At 69.7% G+C, this 22,101-nt stretch carries 21 protein-coding genes and 1 pseudogene; 11 read left to right on the top strand and 11 right to left on the bottom strand.

The window, feature by feature from the left end; all coding sequences use genetic code 11:
- Window positions 1-226: 226 nt before the first annotated feature.
- Window positions 227-661 (top strand): DUF8173 domain-containing protein, encoded by a 435-nt coding sequence (locus tag IEY20_RS02375; RefSeq protein WP_175329311.1) that lies wholly within the window; start codon window positions 227-229, stop codon window positions 659-661.
- A 73-nt stretch (window positions 662-734) separates the two neighbouring features.
- Here the strand turns inward: IEY20_RS02375 and IEY20_RS02370 are convergent, their stop codons facing one another.
- From IEY20_RS02370 to IEY20_RS02345, 6 genes are all read right to left on the bottom strand, one after another.
- Window positions 735-1,130, bottom strand: a complete 396-nt coding sequence (locus IEY20_RS02370) for a hypothetical protein (protein WP_175329310.1) — start codon at window positions 1,128-1,130, stop codon at window positions 735-737.
- Window positions 1,127-2,197, bottom strand: coding sequence for an alcohol dehydrogenase AdhP (adhP, locus tag IEY20_RS02365; protein ID WP_175329309.1), 1,071 nt, complete (start codon window positions 2,195-2,197; stop codon window positions 1,127-1,129). Before adhP ends, IEY20_RS02370 begins: the two co-directional genes overlap by 4 nt.
- 82 nt (window positions 2,198-2,279) lie before the next feature.
- Window positions 2,280-2,882: a hypothetical protein gene (locus IEY20_RS02360; RefSeq protein WP_188888871.1), complete on the bottom strand. Its 603-nt coding sequence runs from the start codon at window positions 2,880-2,882 to the stop codon at window positions 2,280-2,282.
- 195 nt (window positions 2,883-3,077) lie between these two features.
- Entirely contained in the window at window positions 3,078-3,629 is a 552-nt protein-coding gene (locus tag IEY20_RS02355; RefSeq protein ID WP_175329307.1) for a BON domain-containing protein, read from the bottom strand.
- Window positions 3,630-3,774: 145 nt separating this feature from the next.
- Window positions 3,775-4,779: a cytochrome d ubiquinol oxidase subunit II gene (gene cydB / locus IEY20_RS02350; RefSeq protein WP_175329306.1), complete on the bottom strand. Its 1,005-nt coding sequence runs from the start codon at window positions 4,777-4,779 to the stop codon at window positions 3,775-3,777.
- A gap of 1 nt (window position 4,780) precedes the next feature.
- Window positions 4,781-6,193: a cytochrome ubiquinol oxidase subunit I gene (locus IEY20_RS02345; protein ID WP_175329305.1), complete on the bottom strand. Its 1,413-nt coding sequence runs from the start codon at window positions 6,191-6,193 to the stop codon at window positions 4,781-4,783.
- 353 nt (window positions 6,194-6,546) lie between these two features.
- Here IEY20_RS02345 and IEY20_RS02340 point away from each other — a divergent pair, with 353 nt between their 5' ends.
- From IEY20_RS02340 to IEY20_RS17250, 3 genes are all read left to right on the top strand, one after another.
- Window positions 6,547-9,075: a phosphoketolase family protein gene (locus tag IEY20_RS02340; RefSeq protein ID WP_175329381.1), complete on the top strand. Its 2,529-nt coding sequence runs from the start codon at window positions 6,547-6,549 to the stop codon at window positions 9,073-9,075.
- Between the two features lie 32 nt (window positions 9,076-9,107).
- Window positions 9,108-10,163 carry a 2,3-butanediol dehydrogenase gene (locus IEY20_RS02335; protein ID WP_175329304.1) on the top strand — a complete coding sequence of 352 codons (1,056 nt, stop codon included), beginning with the start codon at window positions 9,108-9,110 and terminating at the stop codon, window positions 10,161-10,163.
- Between the two features lie 106 nt (window positions 10,164-10,269).
- On the top strand, window positions 10,270-10,398 hold the full coding sequence (locus IEY20_RS17250; protein WP_268239137.1) for a hypothetical protein: 129 nt from the start codon (window positions 10,270-10,272) through the stop codon (window positions 10,396-10,398).
- A gap of 61 nt (window positions 10,399-10,459) precedes the next feature.
- Here the strand turns inward: IEY20_RS17250 and IEY20_RS17405 are convergent, their stop codons facing one another.
- The 4 genes and pseudogenes from IEY20_RS17405 to IEY20_RS02320 form a co-directional block, all read right to left on the bottom strand.
- Entirely contained in the window at window positions 10,460-11,101 is a 642-nt protein-coding gene (locus IEY20_RS17405) for a response regulator (protein ID WP_229727838.1), read from the bottom strand.
- 435 nt (window positions 11,102-11,536) lie between these two features.
- Window positions 11,537-12,811, bottom strand: a pseudogene (locus IEY20_RS17400) (GAF domain-containing protein); the annotation flags it as partial.
- 214 nt (window positions 12,812-13,025) lie between these two features.
- Window positions 13,026-13,883: a universal stress protein gene (locus tag IEY20_RS02325; protein WP_175329302.1), complete on the bottom strand. Its 858-nt coding sequence runs from the start codon at window positions 13,881-13,883 to the stop codon at window positions 13,026-13,028.
- Between the two features lies 1 nt (window position 13,884).
- Window positions 13,885-14,757 carry a universal stress protein gene (locus IEY20_RS02320; RefSeq protein ID WP_022903771.1) on the bottom strand — a complete coding sequence of 291 codons (873 nt, stop codon included), beginning with the start codon at window positions 14,755-14,757 and terminating at the stop codon, window positions 13,885-13,887.
- Between the two features lie 252 nt (window positions 14,758-15,009).
- Here IEY20_RS02320 and IEY20_RS02315 point away from each other — a divergent pair, with 252 nt between their 5' ends.
- The 5 genes from IEY20_RS02315 (at window position 15,010) to IEY20_RS02295 (ending at window position 19,526) form a co-directional block, all read left to right on the top strand.
- On the top strand, window positions 15,010-15,801 hold the full coding sequence (locus IEY20_RS02315) for a universal stress protein (protein WP_175329301.1): 792 nt from the start codon (window positions 15,010-15,012) through the stop codon (window positions 15,799-15,801).
- Entirely contained in the window at window positions 15,798-16,760 is a 963-nt protein-coding gene (locus IEY20_RS02310) for an ABC transporter ATP-binding protein (RefSeq protein ID WP_229727815.1), read from the top strand. The genes IEY20_RS02315 and IEY20_RS02310 overlap by 4 nt, the downstream gene beginning before the upstream one ends.
- Entirely contained in the window at window positions 16,757-18,364 is a 1,608-nt protein-coding gene (locus tag IEY20_RS02305; protein ID WP_175329300.1) for an ABC transporter permease, read from the top strand. The genes IEY20_RS02310 and IEY20_RS02305 overlap by 4 nt, the downstream gene beginning before the upstream one ends.
- Window positions 18,365-18,419: 55 nt before the next feature.
- Entirely contained in the window at window positions 18,420-19,271 is an 852-nt protein-coding gene (locus IEY20_RS02300; protein ID WP_114851142.1) for a universal stress protein, read from the top strand.
- Window positions 19,272-19,352: 81 nt separating this feature from the next.
- Window positions 19,353-19,526, top strand: a complete 174-nt coding sequence (locus IEY20_RS02295; protein ID WP_167510070.1) for a hypothetical protein — start codon at window positions 19,353-19,355, stop codon at window positions 19,524-19,526.
- A gap of 17 nt (window positions 19,527-19,543) precedes the next feature.
- Here IEY20_RS02295 and IEY20_RS02290 read toward each other — a convergent pair whose 3' ends face one another.
- Window positions 19,544-20,254: a hypothetical protein gene (locus IEY20_RS02290; RefSeq protein ID WP_175329299.1), complete on the bottom strand. Its 711-nt coding sequence runs from the start codon at window positions 20,252-20,254 to the stop codon at window positions 19,544-19,546.
- Between the two features lie 395 nt (window positions 20,255-20,649).
- Here IEY20_RS02290 and IEY20_RS02285 point away from each other — a divergent pair, with 395 nt between their 5' ends.
- A complete protein-coding gene (locus tag IEY20_RS02285) occupies window positions 20,650-21,216 on the top strand; it encodes a hypothetical protein (RefSeq protein WP_175329298.1) in 567 nt (188 codons plus the stop codon).
- 85 nt (window positions 21,217-21,301) lie between these two features.
- On the top strand, window positions 21,302-21,817 hold the full coding sequence (locus tag IEY20_RS02280; RefSeq protein WP_022903220.1) for a hypothetical protein: 516 nt from the start codon (window positions 21,302-21,304) through the stop codon (window positions 21,815-21,817).
- Window positions 21,818-22,101: the final 284 nt, after the last annotated feature.

Raw genomic sequence — 22,101 nt, 5'->3', positions numbered from 1 at the left:
GGGACGATCGGCGGGGACGTCGTCTACGTCAGCGACCACACCGCGCAGATGCGTGCCGACCACGTCGACGGGTCGGTGCAACACGTCCATCCGAACCGGACGACCTATCGCCCCACCGCCGGCGAGGCGTTCGCGTCCTGGCTGGTCGGCCTGCTGTACGCACTCGTCGCACTGGGCCTGATCACGCTGGCCGCCGGGCTCCTCGTCCCTCGGGCAGCTCACCCGGGTGACCGACCGGCTCCGTGCGGCGCCCTGGAGGGCCGCACTGGTCGGCTTCGTCACAGCAGTCGCCGCTCCGCTCGCCCTGCTCCTCCTGCTCGTGACGGTCATCGGCGCACCCCTGGCCCTGACTGGACTGTTGGTCCTGCTCGTCCTGACCCTCGCGGCGTTCCCGTACGGAGCGTTCATGATCGGACGCCTGATCCTCCGCGGCCGACGCGGGCCGGTCGTCACGGCGCTCCTGGGCGGTGCGGTCCTCGTCGTGGCGCTGCACATCCCCGTCCTCGGAGTCCTCGTGACCGTGGTGACGATCGTCCCCGGGCTCGGTGCCCAACTGCTCGACATCGCCGACGCCCGTCCGTGGGACCGTGCCGGACGGAGGACGGACGTGCGCGGTGGTGAGGGGATCCCCGCGACGCCCGGAGGCGCGGGGAGGATCTGACCGGAGCATGGAGACGGCCCGGTGCTGCTCGCACCGGGCCGTTCTGCTCGTCCCTCCGTGCCGTGCCTGCAGGTCAGGTACGGACGGCGTCAGCCCGGTCTGCCCGAAGCGCGTCGGACGTGAACACGACCCCGCTGAGTTCCTGGACGTCGAAGCGCCAGCGCTGCAGCGGTCCGTCGCGTCCGGCCCGGATGACGAGCGGTTCGGCGCGTCCGACGACGATGACGCTCCAGCCCCCCGTCGGATCTTGGGCGCCCGTCTCGAACACAGCCGTCGTACGCGAACCGAGGTCTCCGAGGCGGGGTCCCTCGAGGTCGAGGCACCCGCTTGCGGGGTCCACGACGACCGCCTCCGCCTGGGACACGGTGCCTCGGACGAGCCGGCCGCTCCGGACGCGTCCGATGAGCGACCAGCACTCCGACGCGACGAGCGTCCGGTCGTCGTGGACCGCGAGGCCCGTGCCGATCATCGCGTTACAGCCTGCGTGGACTCGTCCTCGGCGACGATCTGCTCGCGCTGGACGGGCGGCATGTCGAACACGATCCGGGCCGGCACCCGACCGGCGAGCACGTCGGCCATCGCCTCGTTCACGTCGGCGAGCGGGCGGCGGACCGACACGACCCGGGTGCGTCCGGCGGCGTGCAGGGCGAAGACCTCAGCGAGGTCCTGCCGGGTCCCGACGATCGACCCGATGATCGAGATCCCCTTGAGGACGGTGTCGAAGATCGGGATGCTCATCGTGCCGTCCGCCGGCAGTGCGACGCAGACGAGGCGTCCTCCCCGCTTCAGGGAGGCGAACGCCTGCTCGAACACGCTGGCGGACGCTGCGAGCACGACGGCGACGTCCGCGCCGCCGAGCTCCTGGATCTGGGCGGCGGCGTCGCCCGAGGACGCATCGACGGCGCGGTCCGCACCGAGGTCGCGGGCGAGCTGGACCTTGGCCGGTTCGACGTCAACGCCGATGACCTGCGCGCCGAACACCCGTGCGTACTGCAGAGCGAGGTGTCCGAGCCCGCCGACGCCGAAGACCGCGACGGTCTCGGACGGCGTGATCCCGGCGACCTTGAGCGCCTTGTAGGTCGTGACGCCGGCGCAGGTGAGCGGGGCTGCGTCCTCCGGGGCGACGCCGGCGGGGACCGGGACGACGTAGTCCGCGTCGGCGACGGCGAACTGCCCGAAGGCGCCGTCGATTGAGTAGCCGGTGTTCTGCTGCTGTTCGCAGAGGGTCTCGCGGCCTTCCACGCAGTAGCGGCAGTGGCCGCAGGCGTGTCCGAGCCAGGGGAGCGCGACCCGGTCACCGATCTGTCGGTTCGTGACGCCGTCACCAAGCTCCTCGATGATGCCGACGCCCTCGTGGCCGGGGACGAACGGCGGCGTCGACTTGACCGGCCAGTCTCCGCGTGCTGCGTGGATGTCGGTGTGACAGAGGCCGGAGGCCTCGATCCGGACGAGGACCTGTCCTGCGCCGGGTGCGGGGAGCGGCCGGTCCTCGACAACGAGGGGCTGACCGAACTGGTGGACGACTGCTGCCTTCATGGGATGACCTCTCCTCACGGGCGTGCCGGGCCCCGGTGTCCCGCGCCAATCGGCGCCCGTGGAGTCACCCTACCGCGGGCGCTCATCGCACGGCAAGGTCAGAAGTCCCACCGAGCACCGAGGTGGGGAGCGACGTCGACGTGGTCTGATCGAGGATGCGCAGGTCGAACGGCGAGGACTCCGCGCAGCAGGACGGCGACAACCAGCTCACCCGGTCGTACCCACCCGACACGAGCCGATCACCGAAGCGGACGCGGAGGACGCGCCCGGGCAACAGTGCCGCCAGCGACCGGACGTAGGCGGCGGACGCTCGGTCCAGGCCGCCCACGAACCCCAGAGTCACCGTTTCCCCCACGATCAGCGCCGCGGCGACGGACACGACGGCGCGCTCGAGCGGGAACCCGCTGTCGACCACGACCTGCGCGCAGCGCATTGTTCGTCGCCGAGGAACGGACGCTGTTCGGAGCAGGTCGGCCATGACGATCATGGCCCGGTCGCAGCGGGCGGCGGGGGAGTCGAGGATCGCCGCATCGGTGCCTCCGCACGGCGTTCGACTGGCACTCGTCCCCGCCACCGCGAGGTGGCTGATCTCGCTGAGGAGTCGCGCGCGTGCGCCTGGTTCGAGCTCGAACCAGGCGCGACGCGCGGCGGCCGCGGCTCCCGCTGGGGCTGGCTGAGTCGTCACTCGAGGGTTCATGATCGCGCGCTCAGCGCTCACGTGGGTGCAGTCGGTCGGCGGCGCGGAGCGTCGCACCGATGCCGAGCACCGTCTCGACGTCGAGTGGTTCCGTCGGGCGCAGCTCGATGGTCACGCTCGGATGGTTCTCGGTCGGGTCCCCGACGGCACCGTGACGAGGCGGTGTGGAAGCGATCTGGTTGTTCATGACGACGACGGTTCCATGGCCCGCGAACGGGGGAAAGGGACCAAGGTCCGCCCGGGACTCAGGTCACTCCCGGTGATCGTGGTGCGGTCATCGACGAAGTGCACGCCGCGGCTCCGCGCCGCCGCGGCATGCACGCGCCGCCGCTCGTGGTCGCCGCTGAGCCGACCCGACAACCGGACGACGTGGTCGCTTGCGGAGATCGTCACGTCGGCATGCGGCGCGGCTTCGCGGACAGCACCCTCCACCCTGGCCTGGAGGACCGCGTCCGGTTCGGTCGGATCGCACTCGAGCGGACGCACGACGATACGGTTCCGCACCGGGAGCAACCCGGTGGCGTGTCCGGACGCTATCTCGTGGGCTGTCAGCCGATCGGTGTACGACCCCACATCACCGGTCAGGACGATCTGGTTGCCGCCGACGTCGACGGCCACGTCGAGTGTCGAGGCGTCCAGGGACCGTTCCGAGCGCCAGGAGCGGAGGATCAGGTCGCGGACTCCGAGGTCCACGACCGCGGGTGTCATCGTGCTCACTTGGTTCGTCGTGCTCATGCGGAGATGATCGCGCCCTGACGCGACCGGCGGCAGGGCACAACGTCCTGCCATGTCCACGCGGCGACCAGGCACGGTCTGGAGGCGCGGTGCGGGCCCGCAGCGCGCCTCCAGACCGGCCGTGGTGGCGTCAGACCGTCACCGGTCACGCCGTAGCACCCTCGATGTGGGTGCGGGTAACGCGCTTGCGGAAGACCCAGTACGTCCAGGCCTGGTAGGCGAGCACGAGCGGGACGAAGACCAGCGCCACCCAGCTCATCACCGTGAGCGTGTACTGCCCGCTCGACGCGTTCCACACGGTCAGGCTGTTCGCCGGGTCGTTCGAGGCGGGCATGACGTCGGGGAAGATCGCCGTGAACATCGCCAGCACGACCGCGGCGATCGTGACCGCCATGAGGGTGAACGCGCGTCCCTCACGGCCCCAGGCGTTGCAGAGCACCGCGAGGACGAGGGCGAGGGCGGCCACCACCGAGAGCACGAGGCTCGCCGGCGTCGCTCGGACGAACGCCATCGCCACCAGGAACGCAGCGCCGACGACGATCGTGAGCACGCCCGCGCGGGTCGCGAGCCGCTTGGCCCGTTCGCGGATCTCGCCCTCGGTCTTCAGCGCGACGAACACGACGCCGTGCGTGAAGAAGACCAGGAGGGTGGCGAGCCCGGTGAGCAGGGCGAACGGGTTGAGCAGGTCGAACAGGGTGCCGGTGTAGTTGTGTCCGGCGTCCATCGGGATGCCGCGGACGACGTTGCCGAAGGCGACGCCCCACAGGAACGACGGCACCGCGCTGCCGACGATGATCATCAGGTCGAAGCGGCGCTTCCACTCCGGGTGCCGGCGCTGGTGCCGATACTCGAACGACACGCCGCGGGCGATGAGGGCCGCGAGGATGAGCAGGAGCGCCAGGTAGAACCCGGAGAACATCGTCGCGTACCACTCGGGGAACGCCGCGAACAGGCACGCTCCGGCGACGATGACCCACGTCTCGTTGAGGTCCCAGACGGGGCCGATGGTGTTGATCAGCACGCGGCGGTCGGTGTCGTCCTTGCCGAGGAAGGGCAGGGACATCCCGACGCCGAAGTCGAAGCCGTCGAGCACGAAGTACCCGACGAAGAACACCCCGACGATCGCGAACCAGAGAACGGGCAGGTCCATCTCAGTACACCGTCGCGATCGTCTCAGGAGCGTCCTGCGCTGGGTCCTCGGGCGGGGTGAGCTCGTCGGCGCGTTGGGCGGCGCGGCGGAGCAGGCGGAACTCGACGACCGCCAGCGCGCCGTACAACAGGGTGAAGACGACGAGGGAGATGAGGACCTCGACCCCCGTCACGTTCGGGGACACACCAGCGCTCGTCTTCAGCAGCCCGAACACGAGCCACGGCTGGCGGCCCATCTCCGTGAAGATCCAGCCGACGGTCATGGCGGCCATCGGGAGCGGCGCCGACCAGACCGCAATCCGCCACACCCACCGGCGCTGCGGCACCCGTCCGCGGCGGAGCAGCACCAGACCAGCGATCGCGAGCAGGACGGAGACGGCTCCGAAGCCGATCATCCAGCGGAAGGCCCAGTAGGTGACCCAGATGGTGGGGGAGTAGTCGCCGGGTCCGTACACCTGCGTGTACTGCGCCTGGAGCTCGCGGATGCCCCCGACGGTGCCGTGCGTGGTGTGAGTCGACAGGAAGGACAGCAGGTACGGGATGCGGATCGAGAACAGCTCGTGGACTCCGTCCGGGGTGCCGAGCGTGAAGATCGAGAACGACGCGTCCTGGCCGGTGGCCGTGTTGTAGAGCGCCTCGGCTGCAGCCATCTTCATCGGCTGCGTGTCCACCATGACTAGGCCGAGCTGGTCGCCGGTGAGCAGCGTCACGGCCCCGGCGGTGACCATCGTCCAGAGGCCGAACTTGATCGCCGGGAGCATCGTCTCGAGGTGCTGGTTCCGGGCGAGGTGCCAGCCGGCGACCGCGATGACGACGGCCGCGGCGACCATGAACGATGCTGCGATCGTGTGCGGGAACGCTGCGAGTGCGACCTTGTTGGTGACGACCGCCCAGATGTCGGTCAACTCTGCTCGACCGCGGGACGCGTCGAGCCGGAAGCCGACCGGGTGCTGCATGAAGGCGTTCGCGGCGATGATGAAGTAGGCCGACAAGAGCGTCCCGAGTGCGGTGAGCCAGATGCTGGCGAGGTGCACGCCCTTGGGCAGGCGGTCCCAGCCGAAGATCCAGATGCCGATGAACGCTGCCTCGAGGAAGAAGGCGAGGATGCCCTCGAGCGCGAGCGGCGCCCCGAAGACGTCACCGACGAACCGAGAGTACGTCGACCAGTTCATGCCGAACTGGAACTCCTGCACGATGCCCGTCACGACACCCATCGCGAAGTTGATCAGGAAGATGCGTCCGAAGAACCGGGTCAGCTGCAGGTAGTGCGCGCGGCCGGTGCGGACCCAGGCGGTCTGGAACACCGCGACCACGAACACCATGCCGATGGTGATGGGGACGAAGAGGAAGTGGTAGATCGTCGTGAGGCCGAACTGCCACCGGGACAGCACCAGGGTGCTGAGCAAGTCGTTCATGCGGTCGACCCTGCTGCCCTCAACGCTTGGGCGCCAGGGACCTTCGTCCCGCGCACATCACTCACTCGGCTCACCGTCAGCGCAGCGCGGCGACTCCGATTCGGTCTGTCGCTGGGCGCGGTCGCGCGCTTCCCGCTTGAGGCGCTCCCACTCGGCCTCGGGAACGCGGTGATGATGGTCGTCTGCGTGGATGTGCTCCAACCTCGCTCACGATCGCCGAAGACCGCAGAGTCCAAGGTCCCGTCGTGCACGCGGGACCTTCGACCCTGCGCGCGGCACCCAGCGGCGCCGAGGATCGAGTGGTCCGCGACCGTTCGGCCACGGACGGGGAGCGAGGAAGACGCATGAGCGACATGACCACGACGATCACCAGAACGCCCACCGGATCGGAGGCAGCAGCATTCCGGCGCGGTTCCGGCAGATCGGTGGACGACCGGGTGCTCGATCAGCTGCACACGTGGTGGCGGACGGCGAACTACCTGTCCGTGGGCCAGATCTACCTGCTCGACAACCCGCTGCTCCGCCGCCCGCTCACTCGTGACGACGTCAAGCCGCGCCTTCTCGGACACTGGGGCACCACTCCAGGTCTCAACTTCGTGTACGCCCACCTCAACCGGGTCATCCAGGAGCGTGACCTCGACACGCTGTACGTCACGGGTCCGGGACACGGCGGCCCCGGCATGGTCGCCAACGCGTACCTGGACGGAACCTACAGCGAGGTCTACCCGGGGATCTCGCAGACCGAGGACGGCGTCCGGAAGCTCTTCCGGCAGTTCTCCTTCCCCGGCGGCATCCCCTCCCACGCAGCACCGGAAACCCCGGGCTCGATCCACGAGGGCGGAGAACTCGGCTACGCACTGTCCCACGCGTACGGCGCCGCCTTCGACAATCCCGGGCTGCTCGTCGCCGCGGTCGTCGGCGACGGCGAGGCCGAGACCGGGCCGCTCGCCACGAGCTGGCACTCCAACAAGTTCATGGACCCCCTGCACGACGGGGTCGTCCTGCCGATCCTGCACCTCAACGGGTACAAGATCGCCAACCCCACGGTCCTCGCCCGCATCCCGGAGGACGAGCTCCTCGCCCTGATGCGCGGCTACGGCCACACGCCGTACGTCGTCTCCGGCGGCTTCGACGGCGAGGACCCCCGCGCCGTGCACGCCCGCATGGCCGCGACGCTCGACCGGGTCCTCGACCACATCGCCGACATCAAGGAACAGGCCGGCGCGGGCACGCTCGACGGTCGACCGGCCTGGCCGATGATCATCCTCCGGACGCCGAAGGGCTGGACGTGCCCGCCGGAGATCGACGGCAAGCCAGCCGAGGGCAACTGGCGCGCCCACCAGGTGCCGCTCGCGAACGCCCGCGACACCGAGGAGCACCTCCACGTGCTCGAGGGCTGGCTCCGTTCCTACCGTCCCGAGGAGCTGTTCGATGATGCGGGCGCGCCCGTGGCGCTCGCGACCGCACTCGCACCCGAGGGGGACCGCAGGATGAGCGCGAACCCGGTCGCGAACGGCGGCCTGCTCAAGCGGGACCTCGTGCTCCCCAACTTCCGCGATCACGCGGTCGAGGTGCCCACGCACGGCGGCTCGGTCAACGAGTCCACGCGGGTGCTCGGCGAGTGGCTGGCCGAGGTCGTGCGCCTGAACCCGGACAGCTTCCGGATCTTCGGCCCGGACGAAACAGCGTCGAACCGCCTGAGTGCCGTGCTCGAGGTCACCGACAAGCAGTGGGACGCCGAGTACCTCCCGTCGGACGAGCACCTCGCCCGAGCCGGGCGCGTCATGGAGATGCTCAGCGAGCACCAGTGCCAGGGCTGGCTCGAGGGGTACCTGCTGACGGGGCGGCACGGCCTCTTCACCAGCTACGAAGCGTTCATCCACATCGTCGACTCGATGCTCAACCAACACGCCAAGTGGCTGAAGGTCAGCAAGACGATCCCGTGGCGTCGCCCGATCGCCTCCCTCAACTACCTGCTCTCGTCGCACGTCTGGCGGCAGGACCACAACGGGCTCTCGCACCAGGACCCCGGGTTCATCGACCACGTCGTCAACAAGAAGCCCGACGTGGTCCGCGTCTACCTGCCCTTCGACGCGAACACGCTGCTCTCGACCTACGACCACTGCCTGCGCTCCGTCGACTACGTCAACGTCGTCGTCGCCGGCAAACAGCCCACGTTCAACTGGTTGTCGATGGACGAAGCCATCGCCCACATGACCCGCGGGCTCGGGATCTTCGAGTGGGCGGGCAACGAGCTTCCCGGCGAGGAACCCGACGTGGTGCTCGCCTGCGCGGGGGACGTGCCGACGCTCGAGACCTTGGCGGCCGTGTCGATCCTGCAGGACGAGGTACCGGACCTGCGCGTCCGCGTCGTGAACGTCGTCGACCTGATGCGCCTGGTGTCCGAGGGGGAGCACCCGCACGGGCTGTCCGATGCGGAGTACGACGCGGTCTTCACCACCGACAAGCCCGTCGTCTTCGCTTACCACGGGTACCCCTGGCTCATCCACCGGTTGACCTACCGCCGTCACGGCCACGCGAACCTGCACGTGCGCGGCTACAAGGAGGAGGGCACGACCACGACGCCGTTCGACATGGTGATGCTCAACGACATGGACCGGTTCCACCTCGTGATCGACGTGCTCGATCGCGTCCCCGGTCTCGGGTCCCGCTACGCCGGACTCCGCCAACGGATGCAGGACGCCCGGGTCGCTGCGAGGGCCTACACGCGGGCCCACGGCGAAGACGCGCCGGACGTCGCCGACTGGACGTGGACCGACGGTGACACCGCGACGCACGACGCCACGTCGGTGCGCTCCGCCAACGTCGGCGTCGGCGCGGCCGCCGCCGCGTCCGCCGCTACGGGTGGGGACAACGAATGACCATCCACCAGCACAACGAGGAGACAACGACCATGAAGGCAGCCCGATACCACGACCGCGGTGACATCCGCATCGAGGACGTCCCGGCACCGGAAGCCACCCCGGGCACCGTGCTCATCGATGTCGCCTGGTGCGGCATCTGCGGTACCGACCTGCACGAGTACCTCGACGGACCGATCTTCGTCCCGCCGGCCGGACATCCGCACCCGATCTCGGGGGAGGCCGCTCCCGTGACGCTCGGGCACGAGATGTCGGGCACGGTCGCGGCGCTCGGGGCCGGCGTCACGGACCTGCAGATCGGCGAGCACGTCGTCGTCGAGCCGTACATCATCCGCGACGACGTGCCCGCCGACCCGGGCACCGAGTACCAGCTGTCACCGGACATGAACTTCATCGGGCTCGCCGGCCGCGGTGGAGGCCTGTCAGAGCGCATCGCGGTCGAGCGCCGATGGGTGCACCCGGTGGGTGACCTGCCGCTCGACCAGGCTGCACTCATCGAACCCCTCTCGGTGGGCCACCACGCCTTCGTTCGCAGCGGGGCGCGCTCCGGCGACGTCGCACTCGTCGGCGGTGGCGGACCGATCGGCCTGTTGACCGCGGCGATCTGCAAGGCGGAGGGGCTCACCGTCATCCTCAGCGAGGTCAGTGCTGCACGGAAGGCCATGGCGACCCGCACCGGGGTCGCCGACCACGTGCTCGACCCGACCGAGGTCGACGTACCGTCTGAAGTCCGTGCCCTGACTGGCGGTCGCGGGGCCGACGTCGGATTCGAGTGCGCCGGGGTCGACGTCGTGCTCGACACCCTCCTCGACGCAGTGCGTCCAGGCGCAGCGATCGTGAACGTCTCGATCTGGGGCCACCGGCCCGTCGTCGACCTCGAGAAGCTCGTCGTCAAGGAGATCGACCTCCGCGGCACCATCGCGTACGCGAACGACCACGCTGCGACGATCGAACTCGTACGGTCCGGCAAACTCGACCTCGCACCGTTCATAACCGGTCGGATCGCGCTTGACGACCTCATCGAGCAGGGCTTCGACCAGCTGATCCACCACAACGAGGACCACGTCAAGATCCTCGTGCGCCCCTGACTCCCACCAAGGACCAGAGGAGGGGCCCGCCGGTCGATGACCGGCGGGCCCCTCCTCGTCCGCCCTCCCGCGAAGCAGCCAGCCGGGACCAACGACGAACCCGCTCGTGGACTACCACATCGTCTACGCGCTCGCGCTGATCGTGGTCGCCGCGCTCTCGGCCGGGGACACGTGGGGGCTCGGTGTCTGGTGGAAGCGACTCCCCGCTGTTCGCAAGGCGCCGTGGCTCATCTGAGCCGAACGGACGCAGGGACAGAGCCCGAGGACGAGAGACCCTGTCCTCGGGCTCTGTCGTGTCACCGTGCGTCGGGTTTGCGTATCCCGTGGTCGGCGCCGTACAGCGCGGCCTGTGTCCGGCGCTCGAGTCCCAGTTTGGCGAGCAGCCCGGACACGTAGTTCTTCACGGTCTTCTCAGCGAGATCGAGCCGTTCGCCGATCTGGCGGTTCGTCAACCCGACGGCGATGAGTTCGAGCACCTGCCGTTCCCGGAGCGTGAGGTCCGGCAGGTCGTCCTCCGGCCGCCTGGTGATGCGTTCGACCGCCTGCGCCACCGGGACGGCCGGGAGGAGACTGCGACCTGCCGCGACCTGCCGGATGTCCTCGACCAGGGTCTGCCCGCGGATGTCCTTCACGACGTACCCGGACGCGCCGGCGAGCAGCGCTGCTTGCATCGCCGACTCGTCGTCGTACGCGGTCAGCATCAGGCACGCGATCTCCGGGTGCGCGGACCGCACCGAGCGGCACGCGTCGACGCCGCTGCCGTCCGGGAGGCGGACGTCGAGCACGACGACGTCGGGTCGGGTCGCGGCCACCCGTCCCGTTGTGTCCCGCACGGTGGCGGCTTCGCCGACGACCTGCAGGTCGGGTTGCGCGTCGATGAGGTCGGCGACGCCGCGTCGCACGATCTCGTGGTCGTCGACGAGGAACACCTTGATCATCGTGGTTCCTTCCGTTCGGTTCGTCCGAGGGGTGCGGCCCAGACGACGGTGGTGCCGCCGTCGGCCCCGGGGCCGAGCTCGTAGCGTCCGCCGCGCATCGTCGCGCGGGCGGCCAGGTTGGCGGTACCGCTCCGACGCTCGCTCGACCCCGGGACCAGGGCCGTCGTCCTCGACGACCACCTGCACGGCGTCGTCGGTGACGGCGACCTCGACCCGGCATTCCGCGCCCGGGGCGTGTCGCGCGACGTTGGCGACGGACTCCCGAACCGCGGCGACGACGTCGTGGGCGAGCGCCCCCGTAACGTCGATGTCGACCGGACCGCTGAAGGTGATGCGAGGCGGGCGGGAGAGTGCTGGGCGGAGCTCTGTGACGACGTCCAGCAGCCGTTCCCGGGTGCTCCGTGCGGCTGGGCGGTTGGAGCTGCCGAGCGTGAAGACCGCTGTGCGGACCTCAGCGATCGCCGCGTCGATGGCGCTGACCTGCTCCTCGAGGTGGTCGCGGAGGTCCTCCGGGACGCGCAGGGCGGTCGCCTGCAGTGCCAGTCCGGATCCGAACAGCCGTTGGATGACGTGGTCGTGCAGGTCCCTGGCGATTCTGCTGCGGTCCTCGGCGAGTTCCAGGCGCCGTCGGTCTCGACGGCCCCGCGCCACTGCGAGTGCGACGCTGGTCTGCCGGCCGAACTCGCCCGCCATGCCCAGTTCGGCGTCGGCGAACACCGGGCCGCCCGGCCCGCGGGCGACGACGAGCGCGCCGAGTGCGTCGCCGGCCACCCGGAGCGGGATCGCGATCGTCGGCCCGAGCGGGGGCGTCCACTCGACCCCGGCGACCGCGGTTCCGGTCGTGTCCGCGACGACGGCACCCGTGTCGATGGCACGCCCGGCGAGCGATTCGGCGGCGGGGTACCGGCGGTCGCGGACCGGGTCCGCGACAGGACCGACCGCGATCGCCACCTGCAGGTACTCGGCGTCGGCGTCGGGCAGGACGATGGTGACCAGGTGCGCGTCGACGAACGCGAGGACCCGGTCGGCGATGATCGTGAGGACGTCCTCGATGGACTCGTCCGCGACGAGCGCCGAACTGACGTCGGCCGTCGCGGTCGCCCACCGTTCGCGCAGCTGGCTCTCTTCGAACAGACGCGCGTTGTCGATAGCCACGCCTGCGGTCGCGCCGAGCGCCTCGACGAGCTCCTGATCCTCCTGCGTGAAGTGCCCGCGACGCGGGTTCGTCAGGTAGAGGTTGCCGTAGACCTTGTCGCGCACCCGCAGCGGCACCCCGAGGAACCCCTCCATCGGCGGGTGACCCGCCGGGAACCCAGCGGAGCGCGGGTCCTCACCGAGGTGCTCCAACCGGACGGGGCGCGCGTCCTGCACGACGGCCCCGAGCACACCCTTGCCTCGGGGGAGGTGTCCGATGCGCCGGACGTGCTCCTCGTCCATCCCGACGTGGATTAACCGTTCGAGTTCCTCGCCGTCCGGTGCGATCACGCCGAGCGCGCCGTACTCCGCGTCGACGAGTTCCAGGGCCGCGGCCACGACCGCGTGCAACGTGTCCTCGAGGGCCAGGTGCTCGACGATCCGCCGGTTCGCGGCGAGGAGGTTCCGCAATCTGCCCTGCGTGCGGAGCACCGCCTGCGCACGGTCGACCAGTTCATCGATCGTGCGCTCGAGCGCGGACCGCGGGGCATCCGGGAAAGCGAGCGGATCGGTCATGAGGTCCCTTCGGATGTGGACTTTCCGATCCTATGACGGCATGTCGATCGGGGTCCACGGTCCTTGACCGGGGGCCCGGCGCTGACCGGACCGGGGCGCCCGATCCGCTTCGGGTCCGGATCAGGCGCCCCGTGTTGAGCAACGTAGAGGGCGCCGGGGTCAGCGGTAGGACCAAGGCCCCACGACCTCATCGCACCCACTACGCCAGGCAGACTCATCGGTCCAGGAGTTCGCGTCGCCGCTGCGGCACCACTGCCAGCGGTGTGCGCCCCTGTGTGATCAGGCCGTGGGCGGTGGAACCGGTGAACACACCGCCGAGGGTTGTCCGGTGTCGACGGCCGACGACGACGAGTGAGGCGAACGGGGCGTGGGCGAGGAGCCGTGCCGCGGGGTCGCCTTCCTCGAGCAGTGGGCGGTGTCGCAACCCGGGGTAGCGCAGGTGCAGGAGCCGCTCACTGTCGGCGAGGATGGCGCGGTTGTGGTCCTCGTACAGCTGCGGGTCCTCGAGCACGCTCAGCGCGCCCGTCGCCGTCGTGACCGGAAGCTTCCACGCCCGGAGCGCGCCGAGGCGGTGGCGGCTCCGCAGCGCCTCTTCGGCGGCGAACCGCAGAGCTGCGTCCCCCGTCGACGTGTCGACTCCGAGGAGGACGTCACCGTCGACCGGGACCCAGTCCTCGGGAACGACAACGACCGGGAGGTCGGCGACCGTCGGGATGCGTTCCGGCATCCAACCGTCGAGCGCCGTCCGCAGTCGGTGTTGGCGGCGGTTGCCGATCACGAGGAGGTCCGCGTCGGCGGCGACTTCGAGCAACGTGCGGTCGGGTGCCCCGAACCGCACCAGGGTCTCGACGTCCACGTGACTCCTGTCAGGGAGCCGCGCCGCTGCTGCTTCCACCAGCGCTCGATCGGCGCGGGGATCCGTTGACCATCCGTTCGTGACGGTGACGACGTCGACACGGCTGCCGGACGGAAGATCCCGTTCGATCACCCAGTCGATCGTGCGCAGACTCGCCTCGTGCTCGTCGATACCGATCACGACGTGCTGCGGCACGAGAGCCGCCGCGTCGTGCATGTCAGTGCACCTCCGCCGGCGCGGGTACGTCGGAGGCCGTCGCCGGCACTGCGGCGGCCGGCTGGGGGACGATGCAGATCGGCGCGTGGGAGCGATGCATCAGCGCTTCACCGACCGACCCTCCGAGGAACGCCCCGATGGCGGTGCGGTGCCGCCGCCCGGTGACGATGAGCGAAGCATCCGCCCCGGCTTCATCCAGGAGAGCGGTCGCAGTCTGGCCGTGTCGACGAACCGCGCGGACGTCGAGGTCTGGGTGACGGTCCGCCACGGCACGGCTCGCGGCCTGGAGCTCGAGCGTGCTCTCGTGCTCCCACAGCTCCCGGTCGTCCGCGAGGTAGATGTTCGCGTACGGGGAGATCGTGAGCGGAATGTCCCAAGCCCGGACGAGGACGAGTTCGCTGCCACGGACGGCGGCCTGGTCCGCGGCGAACGCGAGCGCGGCTGAGGCGGTCCGACCGTCGACGCCGACCACGACCGGGCCCGCACCGTGGTGCCAGTGCTCGGGCACGGCGACGACAGGCACGGTGGTGCGGGCCACGACGCGTTCGGCGATCCGTCCGCCGAGCGTCGCGAGCACGACGTGCGCCTGACGGGCCCCGAGCACGAGGACATCGCTGTCCTCGGAGTCCAGGAGCAGTCGCTCCACCGTCGGCCCCTCCGGCACGGACTGCTCGACCATCAGCCCAGGGTGACGCCGACGCAACCGCGTCTCTGCCTGTTCGAGCCGCTGCTCGGTCCGCAGCACCGTCTCGGAGTAGAGCTCGCTGACCGTGAGCAGCCGAACGCGGTCTCCTGGGCGGAGGTTCTCGTCGATCCATTCGATGGTCCGCGAGCCGGCGTCGGTGTCGTCGACCGCGACGGTGTAGCTGGTCATGGTTGCTCCTCGGCAGGTTCTTCCGGTCTGTGCCCGGCTGGCGACCGCGGTGGTCGCCTGCCACGACGGTAGGTCGACCACAGCGAGCCGTGGAGGGTCGAACGTCCTACCGGTGTTGGCAGGCTTCTCCATTCCGAGACGGTTGCCGGGTCGGTCCGGGCGCACCGGGACCTTCGACACTGTTCCCGCGGCGGATGGACCCGCATCCTCGTAGCGGAGGGGGTACCGACCGCCTCCGGGAAGGGGTCAGCGATGACCAGACGATTCGTCGTCGGGTGGGATGGGTCGACCGCGGCTCGCGGCGCACTCGCGTGGGCACTGGATCGCGTTGAAGGCGGGCCGAACCGCCTCATCGTCGTCCACGCTGTCCCAGCGGACTCTGCCGCGCCGTCCCTGTCGACCGCCGACTTCTCCGTGCGGGCGGCCGTCAACGCCGTCATCGACACCGACCACGCCGTTCGGGTGGACGTCGAGGTGCACCGTGGGCACCCGACCGCGGTGCTGCTCGCTTCGGTGGACGCAGACTCCGTCCTCGTCGTGGGCCGGGACGGGGTGCCGGCAGCGCGTGGCTCGCGGCCCTCGCTCGCGGACCGCCTCGTAGGCGCGGCCCCCTGCACGGTCGTGGTCGTTCCGCTCGCGCCCGGGGCACGTCGGGACGGGATCGTCGTCGCGGTGGATCCGGGCGCTTCGTCGCGTCCTTCGCTGCGCTTCGCGGTTCAGGAGGCGCGGCGCACGAGACAGTCGATCGTGGCCGTCAGCGCATGGTCACCCCGACACGGCAATGGTGCCGAGGACCCGGGCGGCGTCGAGCGGACCCGTCGGTTGCGCATGCTGGAGGAACAGGTGGAGGACGCTCTCGCCGAGGCGCCGGACGTGGACGTCGTCCGGCGACTCGTTGCGGGTCCGCCGGCGCGGCGCATCGTGGAATCCGCCGAGGCCGCGTCATTGCTCGTCATCGGAGCGGGACACCGGCGCGCGAGGGCCGGAACAGTGACCGAGCAGGTCGTCCGCGCGTCCCGCACGCCTGTCGCGGTCGTCCGGTGAATCGGTCATCGACCGGGCTGACGGGCTCTGCCGCCGTCCGGATCCGCGGGCTCGAGAAACGCTACGGGCGTGTCCGAGCAGTCGATGGCCTCGACCTGGACGTCGCCGCGGGGGAGGTGCACGGGTTCCTCGGGCCGAACGGCGCGGGCAAGACCAGCACCATGCGGATCCTCCTCGGTCTCAGTAAGGCGACGCGCGGGGACGTCCGAGTGCTCGGTGGCGATCCGTGGAGCGACGCGGTGTCGCTCCACCGCCGGATGGCGGCCGTTTCCGGGGACGCGGCTCTGTGGCCCGGGCTGACCGGGGGCGAAACGATCGACCTCCTGACTTCGTTGCGCGGCGGCGCGGTGCGATCCCGTCCCGTCCGAGCGAAGCGGGCCGCGCTGCTCGAGGATTTCGCACTCGACCCCACGAAACGCGTCCGTGCGTACTCGCGAGGCAACCGCCAGAAGGTTCTCCTCGTCGCCGCACTGCTCCTCCCGGCGGAGCTCTACCTGTTCGACGAGCCGACGACGGGACTCGACCCCCTGATGCAGGAGGTGTTCGCGCGACACGTCCGAGCGTCGCACGACGTTGGAGCGACCGTGCTCCTGTCATCCCACGTCCTGAGCGAAGCACAGGCGCTCTGCACGACCGTTTCGATCGTCCGCGCCGGTCGGGTGGTCGAGACGGGCTCGATGGCGGAGCTGCGACGGCGCACGCGGACCACTGTCTCCTTCGACGCCGCAGGATCGATCCGCGAGGTGCGCGCCGCCCTGCCCGAAGCGCGCGATCTCTCCGTGACGGGCGCCCGGTTCTCCTGCAGCGTCGCGGAGTCGGACGTCGTGGCCGCTCTCCCCCGGCTCGCGGCACTCGACGTCACCGGTCTCGTCATCGCTCCGCCGTCCCTGGAGGAGTTGTTCCTGCACCAGTACGAGACCGAGTCGGTCTCGGCGGCAACCGCATGGAGCACGTCATGATCCTGCTGCTGGTCCGGTCACGCCTCCGGGCAGACCTGTGGCAGCTCGTCGGCTGGGTCCTGGGGCTCGCGGTCACGACGTCGCTGGTCACCGTCCAGGTCGCCGCGACGTTCCCCACCGGAGCCGCTCGTGCGGCCACGCTCCGCGTACTCCTCGCCACGCCCGTCGTCCTGGTGTTCAGAGGGACACCTGACGGCGCCTCTGCTGGGGCGTTCTTGACCGCCCTCAGCCTGTCGTTCGTCGCTTTCCTGGTCGGGATGATGAACGTCTTCCTCGTCACCCGGCACAGTCGCGCGGCCGAGGAGAGTGGTCTCGGGGACACTCTGAGCTCAACCGCGACGGCCCGGACCGGACCAGTCGTGAGTGTGCTGTTGTTCGTGGTGGCCTGGAACGCCATCGCCGGTGTCGCGGTTGCATCGGGCACCGCCCTCACAGCGGAGCCTCCGGGCGGATCGATGCTGTTCGGTGCAGCGTGCGCGGGCACCGGGGTGGGTACGGCCGGAGTCGTCCTGCTCCTCGCACAGTTCTTCCCGTCTGGACGCGCCACCAACGCCACGGGAGCCATCGTCTTGGTGGCGTGGTACTTCATCCGGGGCATCGGGGATGCAACCGGCACCGCAGACATGCGCACGCTGGTCCTGCGACCGTCGTGGGTCAGCTGGGCGAGTCCGATCGGTTGGGCGCAGGCGACCCGGCCGTTCGGCGAGCAGTCGCTCTGGCCCCTCGTCCTCGGACCCACGCTCTTCGTCGCGGCCGGCGTGGGTGCCGTCGTCACGGCGGGCCGTCGAGATGTCGGGTCGGCGACCATCGGCCACCGACCGGGACGAGCGGATGCCCGCCTGTGGCTGCGGGGAGCGTTCGGCCTGGCTGTCCGCCTCGACCGGGCGGTCCTGGTCACGTGGACGATCGCGATCCTCGCCTTCAGTGCGCTCGTCGGTTCACTGTCGGGTGTGGTCACCGACCAGCTCACTTCCGTATCTCCGGCGGTCACGAGGACGATCACGGCCATGGGCGGCGGAGCGCAGGACGTGTCGGAGTCGTTCGTCCGACTGGGTGCAGAGACCATCGGAGTCCTGGTCTCGGCCATGTGCGTGCAGGGAGCGCTCCGACTGCGGCGGGAGGAGGCCAGCGCGCGAGCAGATCTCCTGATCGTCAGCGGTGCCAGCCGCACGGCGTGGTTCTTCGCGTTCGCTGCACTCCCCGGCGCGGTCGCTGCTGTGGTGCTTTTGCTGTCCGGACTGGTCGCGGCCGTCGCCGCGGGGGAGGTCGGCGGCACGTCGGCGCCTTGGGCGACAGCGCCGCTCGGCCAACTGCCGGCGGTGCTCGTCATGCTCGCCGTGTCCGCGTTCGTCGTCGCGATCGTGCCGCGCACGAGCGTGGCGCTCGCCTGGTCGCTCTACGCTGCCGCGGCCTTCGTCGGCGAGTACGGCAGCATCGCCGGCTTGCCGGAATCGCTGCGCCGACTGAGCCCGTTCGAGCACGTCGTGGATCCCTTTCACACGGGGCCGAGCGTGGCCGCTGCCGTCGCGATCACGGCCGGCGCGCTCGTCGTCGGGATCTCGGCGCTCGCTTTGCGGTTCAGGGACACGGGGTCAGACCATTGACGAGCACGCCGAGCGCAAGGAAGCGGACGACCGAGGAACGAGAAAGGAACCGACGATGCTGAAGCAGGTGCGTTGGAGCGTCGCGATCGACGAGACCGCGGCGGGCTGGAACACGCTCCAGTGGATCGCGCACAACGTCGCGGATGGTGACGTAGTACGGCTGGTGACCATCCACGAGCGGTTCGGTGAGGCAGCGGAGCGTTCAACGGGTCGGCTGACGATCGCACGGCATCTGCTCACCGAGCGGCATCCCGATCTCAGGATCGAGCAGGAAGTCATGAACGGCCCGACACTGGGTCGACTCGTTGGGGAGACCGGCGAATCGGACATCCTGGTGATCGGCGGACGCCGCAGCGACCGGGTCTGGGCGTCCGTCACCGGTCGTGTCGCGGAACGAGTCATGGCCGGGGTGAAAGGCCCGGTGGTGGTCGTACCCGAACGGTGGCAGCCCACTCCCGCTCCTTCCGTCGTGGTCGGTGTCGAAGCCCAGACAGCCACGAGCGCACTCGAGTTCGCCTCGGAGAGAGTTGGGCAACGCGGCGGCGACCTCGTCCTCGTCCGAGCCTGGGAACCACCGACGAGCGTGTCGCCGATCGGTCGGGTGTACCTCGCGCGGGACGCGCCACGCTGGGAGCACGAGGGACAACTCGAACTGGACGCTGCCATCCGCAGGGTGAGCCGAGAACTCCCTGACCTGCGCGTGCGCGCGGAACTCCGTCAGGGGCGCCCGGCAGCAGTCCTGCAGCGCAGCGGAGAAGCCGCGGCACTCATCGTCATCGGACGACGCCACCGGTCGGCCGTCGCCGGCAGTCTCTTCGGGTCCGTAGGAGAACACCTCGTGCACGACGGCCGCGTCCCCGTGTGCGTGGTGCCCCAGCAGCTCGATAGGCCCTCCGCGGACCTGTGACACCGGCGACACCGCCCACGAACGGCCAGTCTCCGCGCATACCTCCCCTGTACCGATCAACGGTTCAAGGATGGAGACGACATGTTGCAGGCAGGTACGCTCGTGGTAGCTCTTCAGGATCACGGCGGTGTGAGCCGGTCGTTCGTCCGTAGCGGCGAGCAGGGCGTGGTCACGCAGGGCGGGTGGTGGCCGGTGCAGGTGCGGTGGCAAGGGCGGTCCTACAGTCAGCCTGCCTACGTCGACGAGATCGCCTGACAGGCAGCGCGGCGTCGTCACTGCGCTGAGGATGCGCGGGTCCCGAGCGCCCGCTCCCACACGCGGCGGGTACGGCGCGCGGTCGGGGTGTCCTCGCCCAGTCCGTCGCAGAACGCGCGGACCCAGCTCAAGGCGTCCTGCCGAGGCACTCGGAACTCGTTGCCCACGTGGTAGGCGGAGTCCGGCAGCGGCACGACGTTGATGATGTAGTACAGCGACCGGCGCGGCACACCGATCTCATCCGCGATCCAGCCCAGGCCGACGGAGGAACGGTCGGGGTGGCGGTGGCGGGGGAACGGTCGGCGGCGGGTGGTGGGACGCTCTTCCACGAACTGGCGGGCATCGTCGATGGGGATCTGGATCGAGTTGCCGATGCGGCGGGCAGAGTCGGGTAGGGCACCCTCGGAGCTGAGCACCCACACGCGTCGCTGGGTCACGTTCAGCTGCGCGGCGATCCACGCGAGGTCCACGGTCTCGACGTCGTCCGGGAAGGGTTCGATGCCGTACCCGTAGAACCGGCGCTTGTCGGATCGGCGTTCCTCGATGAACGGCTCGGCGCTGGTGAGGGGGATGCGCAGTTTCCCGGTTTCGTCCCGGTAGGTGCCGGCGGGCAGTTTGCCCTTCGAGGACCAGGCGTAGGCGCTCCCCATCGCGACACCGACGGCGCCGGCGAGCTCGCGGAGGGTCATGGTCTCGGTCACCGGGACGTTCTTCGTGCTGGTGGTCATCTGGGGCTCCTGGTGCTAAGGGCCGACCTGTTGACGACCTCATCCACGTGTATGCGGCGAAACCAGGACGAGCTGTGGGTGCCGGTCGTCGTCAGTCGGTCAGCGGGGCCGGCTTCCCCGCCGACTTCACGTCCGGAAGTCGGAGCTATCCGCAGGGGCATGCCGATCGGCGGGGTTCCAGGGCACTAGTCTCGTCCCTTCCGGCCGGAGGGTAAGAGCTATGGATAGGGATCTATATGTATGGGGGAGGTGGGAGGGGAGATGTATCCCTCTTCTTCTTCAGATCTATATCTGTGTTCAAGAAGTTAAGAAGAAGAAGAAAGAAGGCCCTACTTCCGCAGCAGGCTGCGGAACTGGCTGACTTGCCAGACCGCTCAACCCGTTGAGCGTCAGCCGTGATCTTCGCAAGCCAGGGGCTGGATCAACTCGGGTTTCGCCGCATCGTGTTGAGCATGGCCAGCACGACCCACTTCTCTCGGTTCACCTCAGGACTCTCGCGCTGCCCGGGAGCCGAGCTGGAAACCGAACCCATGGACCTCACGACCGCGGTTGGAGTCCCGGTGACCACGATGATCATCAGCTGCGGCAGAGACTGCGCGGTCGTGGACGATGCGACGACCGCATTGCAGTGGATGTTCCCGGGCGCGACCACTCGGGCAGACTTCGCCTCCCGGACTGCCGAGGCCGCTCAGGCCGCGGAGCGAGCGCACTACGAGCGGGTCCGGCGGTGCGTCGCTGCCCACAGGATGTCCGCTTCGCAGCACCGGCTCTACGCAGCACCGAAGGACACCCACTTCGACGGGCCGCTTCCGTTGCGGTGGCTCGGAGTCCCGCCGCTGTACCTGACGGGAACGCAGCTCGGCGAGCGACCGCTCCCGAGCGGTCTCACCGAGCGGGTGTGCGGAGCGCCCGATGCGTGCTTGCGGCTGCTCGCTGACGCAGGCGTCATCGAGTTGTGGTGAATCGACGTGGGTTGCCTTGCTCCGCGCATAGGTGCTCCGAGGACGACGTCCGTCAAGGACGGGGATCCGGAACGGAGAAGACACGTTGACCGAGGTACACCCCGAAACGACGATCGAGCACTGGGGTGGTGTCCTCGTCACGTTGGACGGCGCGTCGGGCACTGAATGGCGCGAGTTGCCGTGGTCCCTCCTGCGCGAGGCGCTCCGTGCGCACTCGCTCGGTCCGGGCGGGGAACTGCTCGTCATCGAGTGCCGCGACACCGACGCCGAAGACGCCGCGGTCCGCGGGCGTGCGCAGGTGCTCTCCCTCGGTGCCGGGTACGGCGTCATCGTGGAACTCCGGGACGACACCAAGGACGTGTCGTTGTACGAGCGCATCGCACTGCGCGACGAGCCTCGGGATGTCCTCCGACTGACGCTCTCTCCGACCTGGACCGCCGTCGTGCGCCAGGCCGAGATCCTCTCGCCGTGGCAAGCTGCCTCTGTCCTCGGGTGGATGATGCCCTGCGACGTTCCCCTGCTCGACGACTACTGGACGTCAGAGCAGGCTCTCGACTTCTGGCAGGACGTCCGAGCGGGCCGTCGCCGCCCACCGGTGTGATGCCGGACGACATCGTCTCGTCGCCAGTTCGTGGCACGTTTCTTGGCACGAATCTGTACGCATCGCCGTTCATCTCCGTTGATGTCGGTTCCATTCGGAAGCCCGCACCGGCGCGGATCTCGGGCCAGATGCCAGCCACGACGGGCAGGCCGTTCGACGGCACATTTCCCTGACACGGAAGAGGTCACTGGTTCGATCCCAGTATCGCCCACCACGCACGAACCCCCGGCTGGATCTTCGGATACGGCCGGGGGTTTCGTCGTTCACGGGGTCCTGGTGTCCAC

The sequence above is a fragment of the Curtobacterium luteum genome (assembly GCF_014646995.1).
Classification (GTDB): Bacteria; Actinomycetota; Actinomycetes; order Actinomycetales; family Microbacteriaceae; genus Curtobacterium; species Curtobacterium luteum.
Note: the sequence above shows the minus strand (reverse complement) of the source record. Positions and strands in the feature narration are given on the sequence as shown.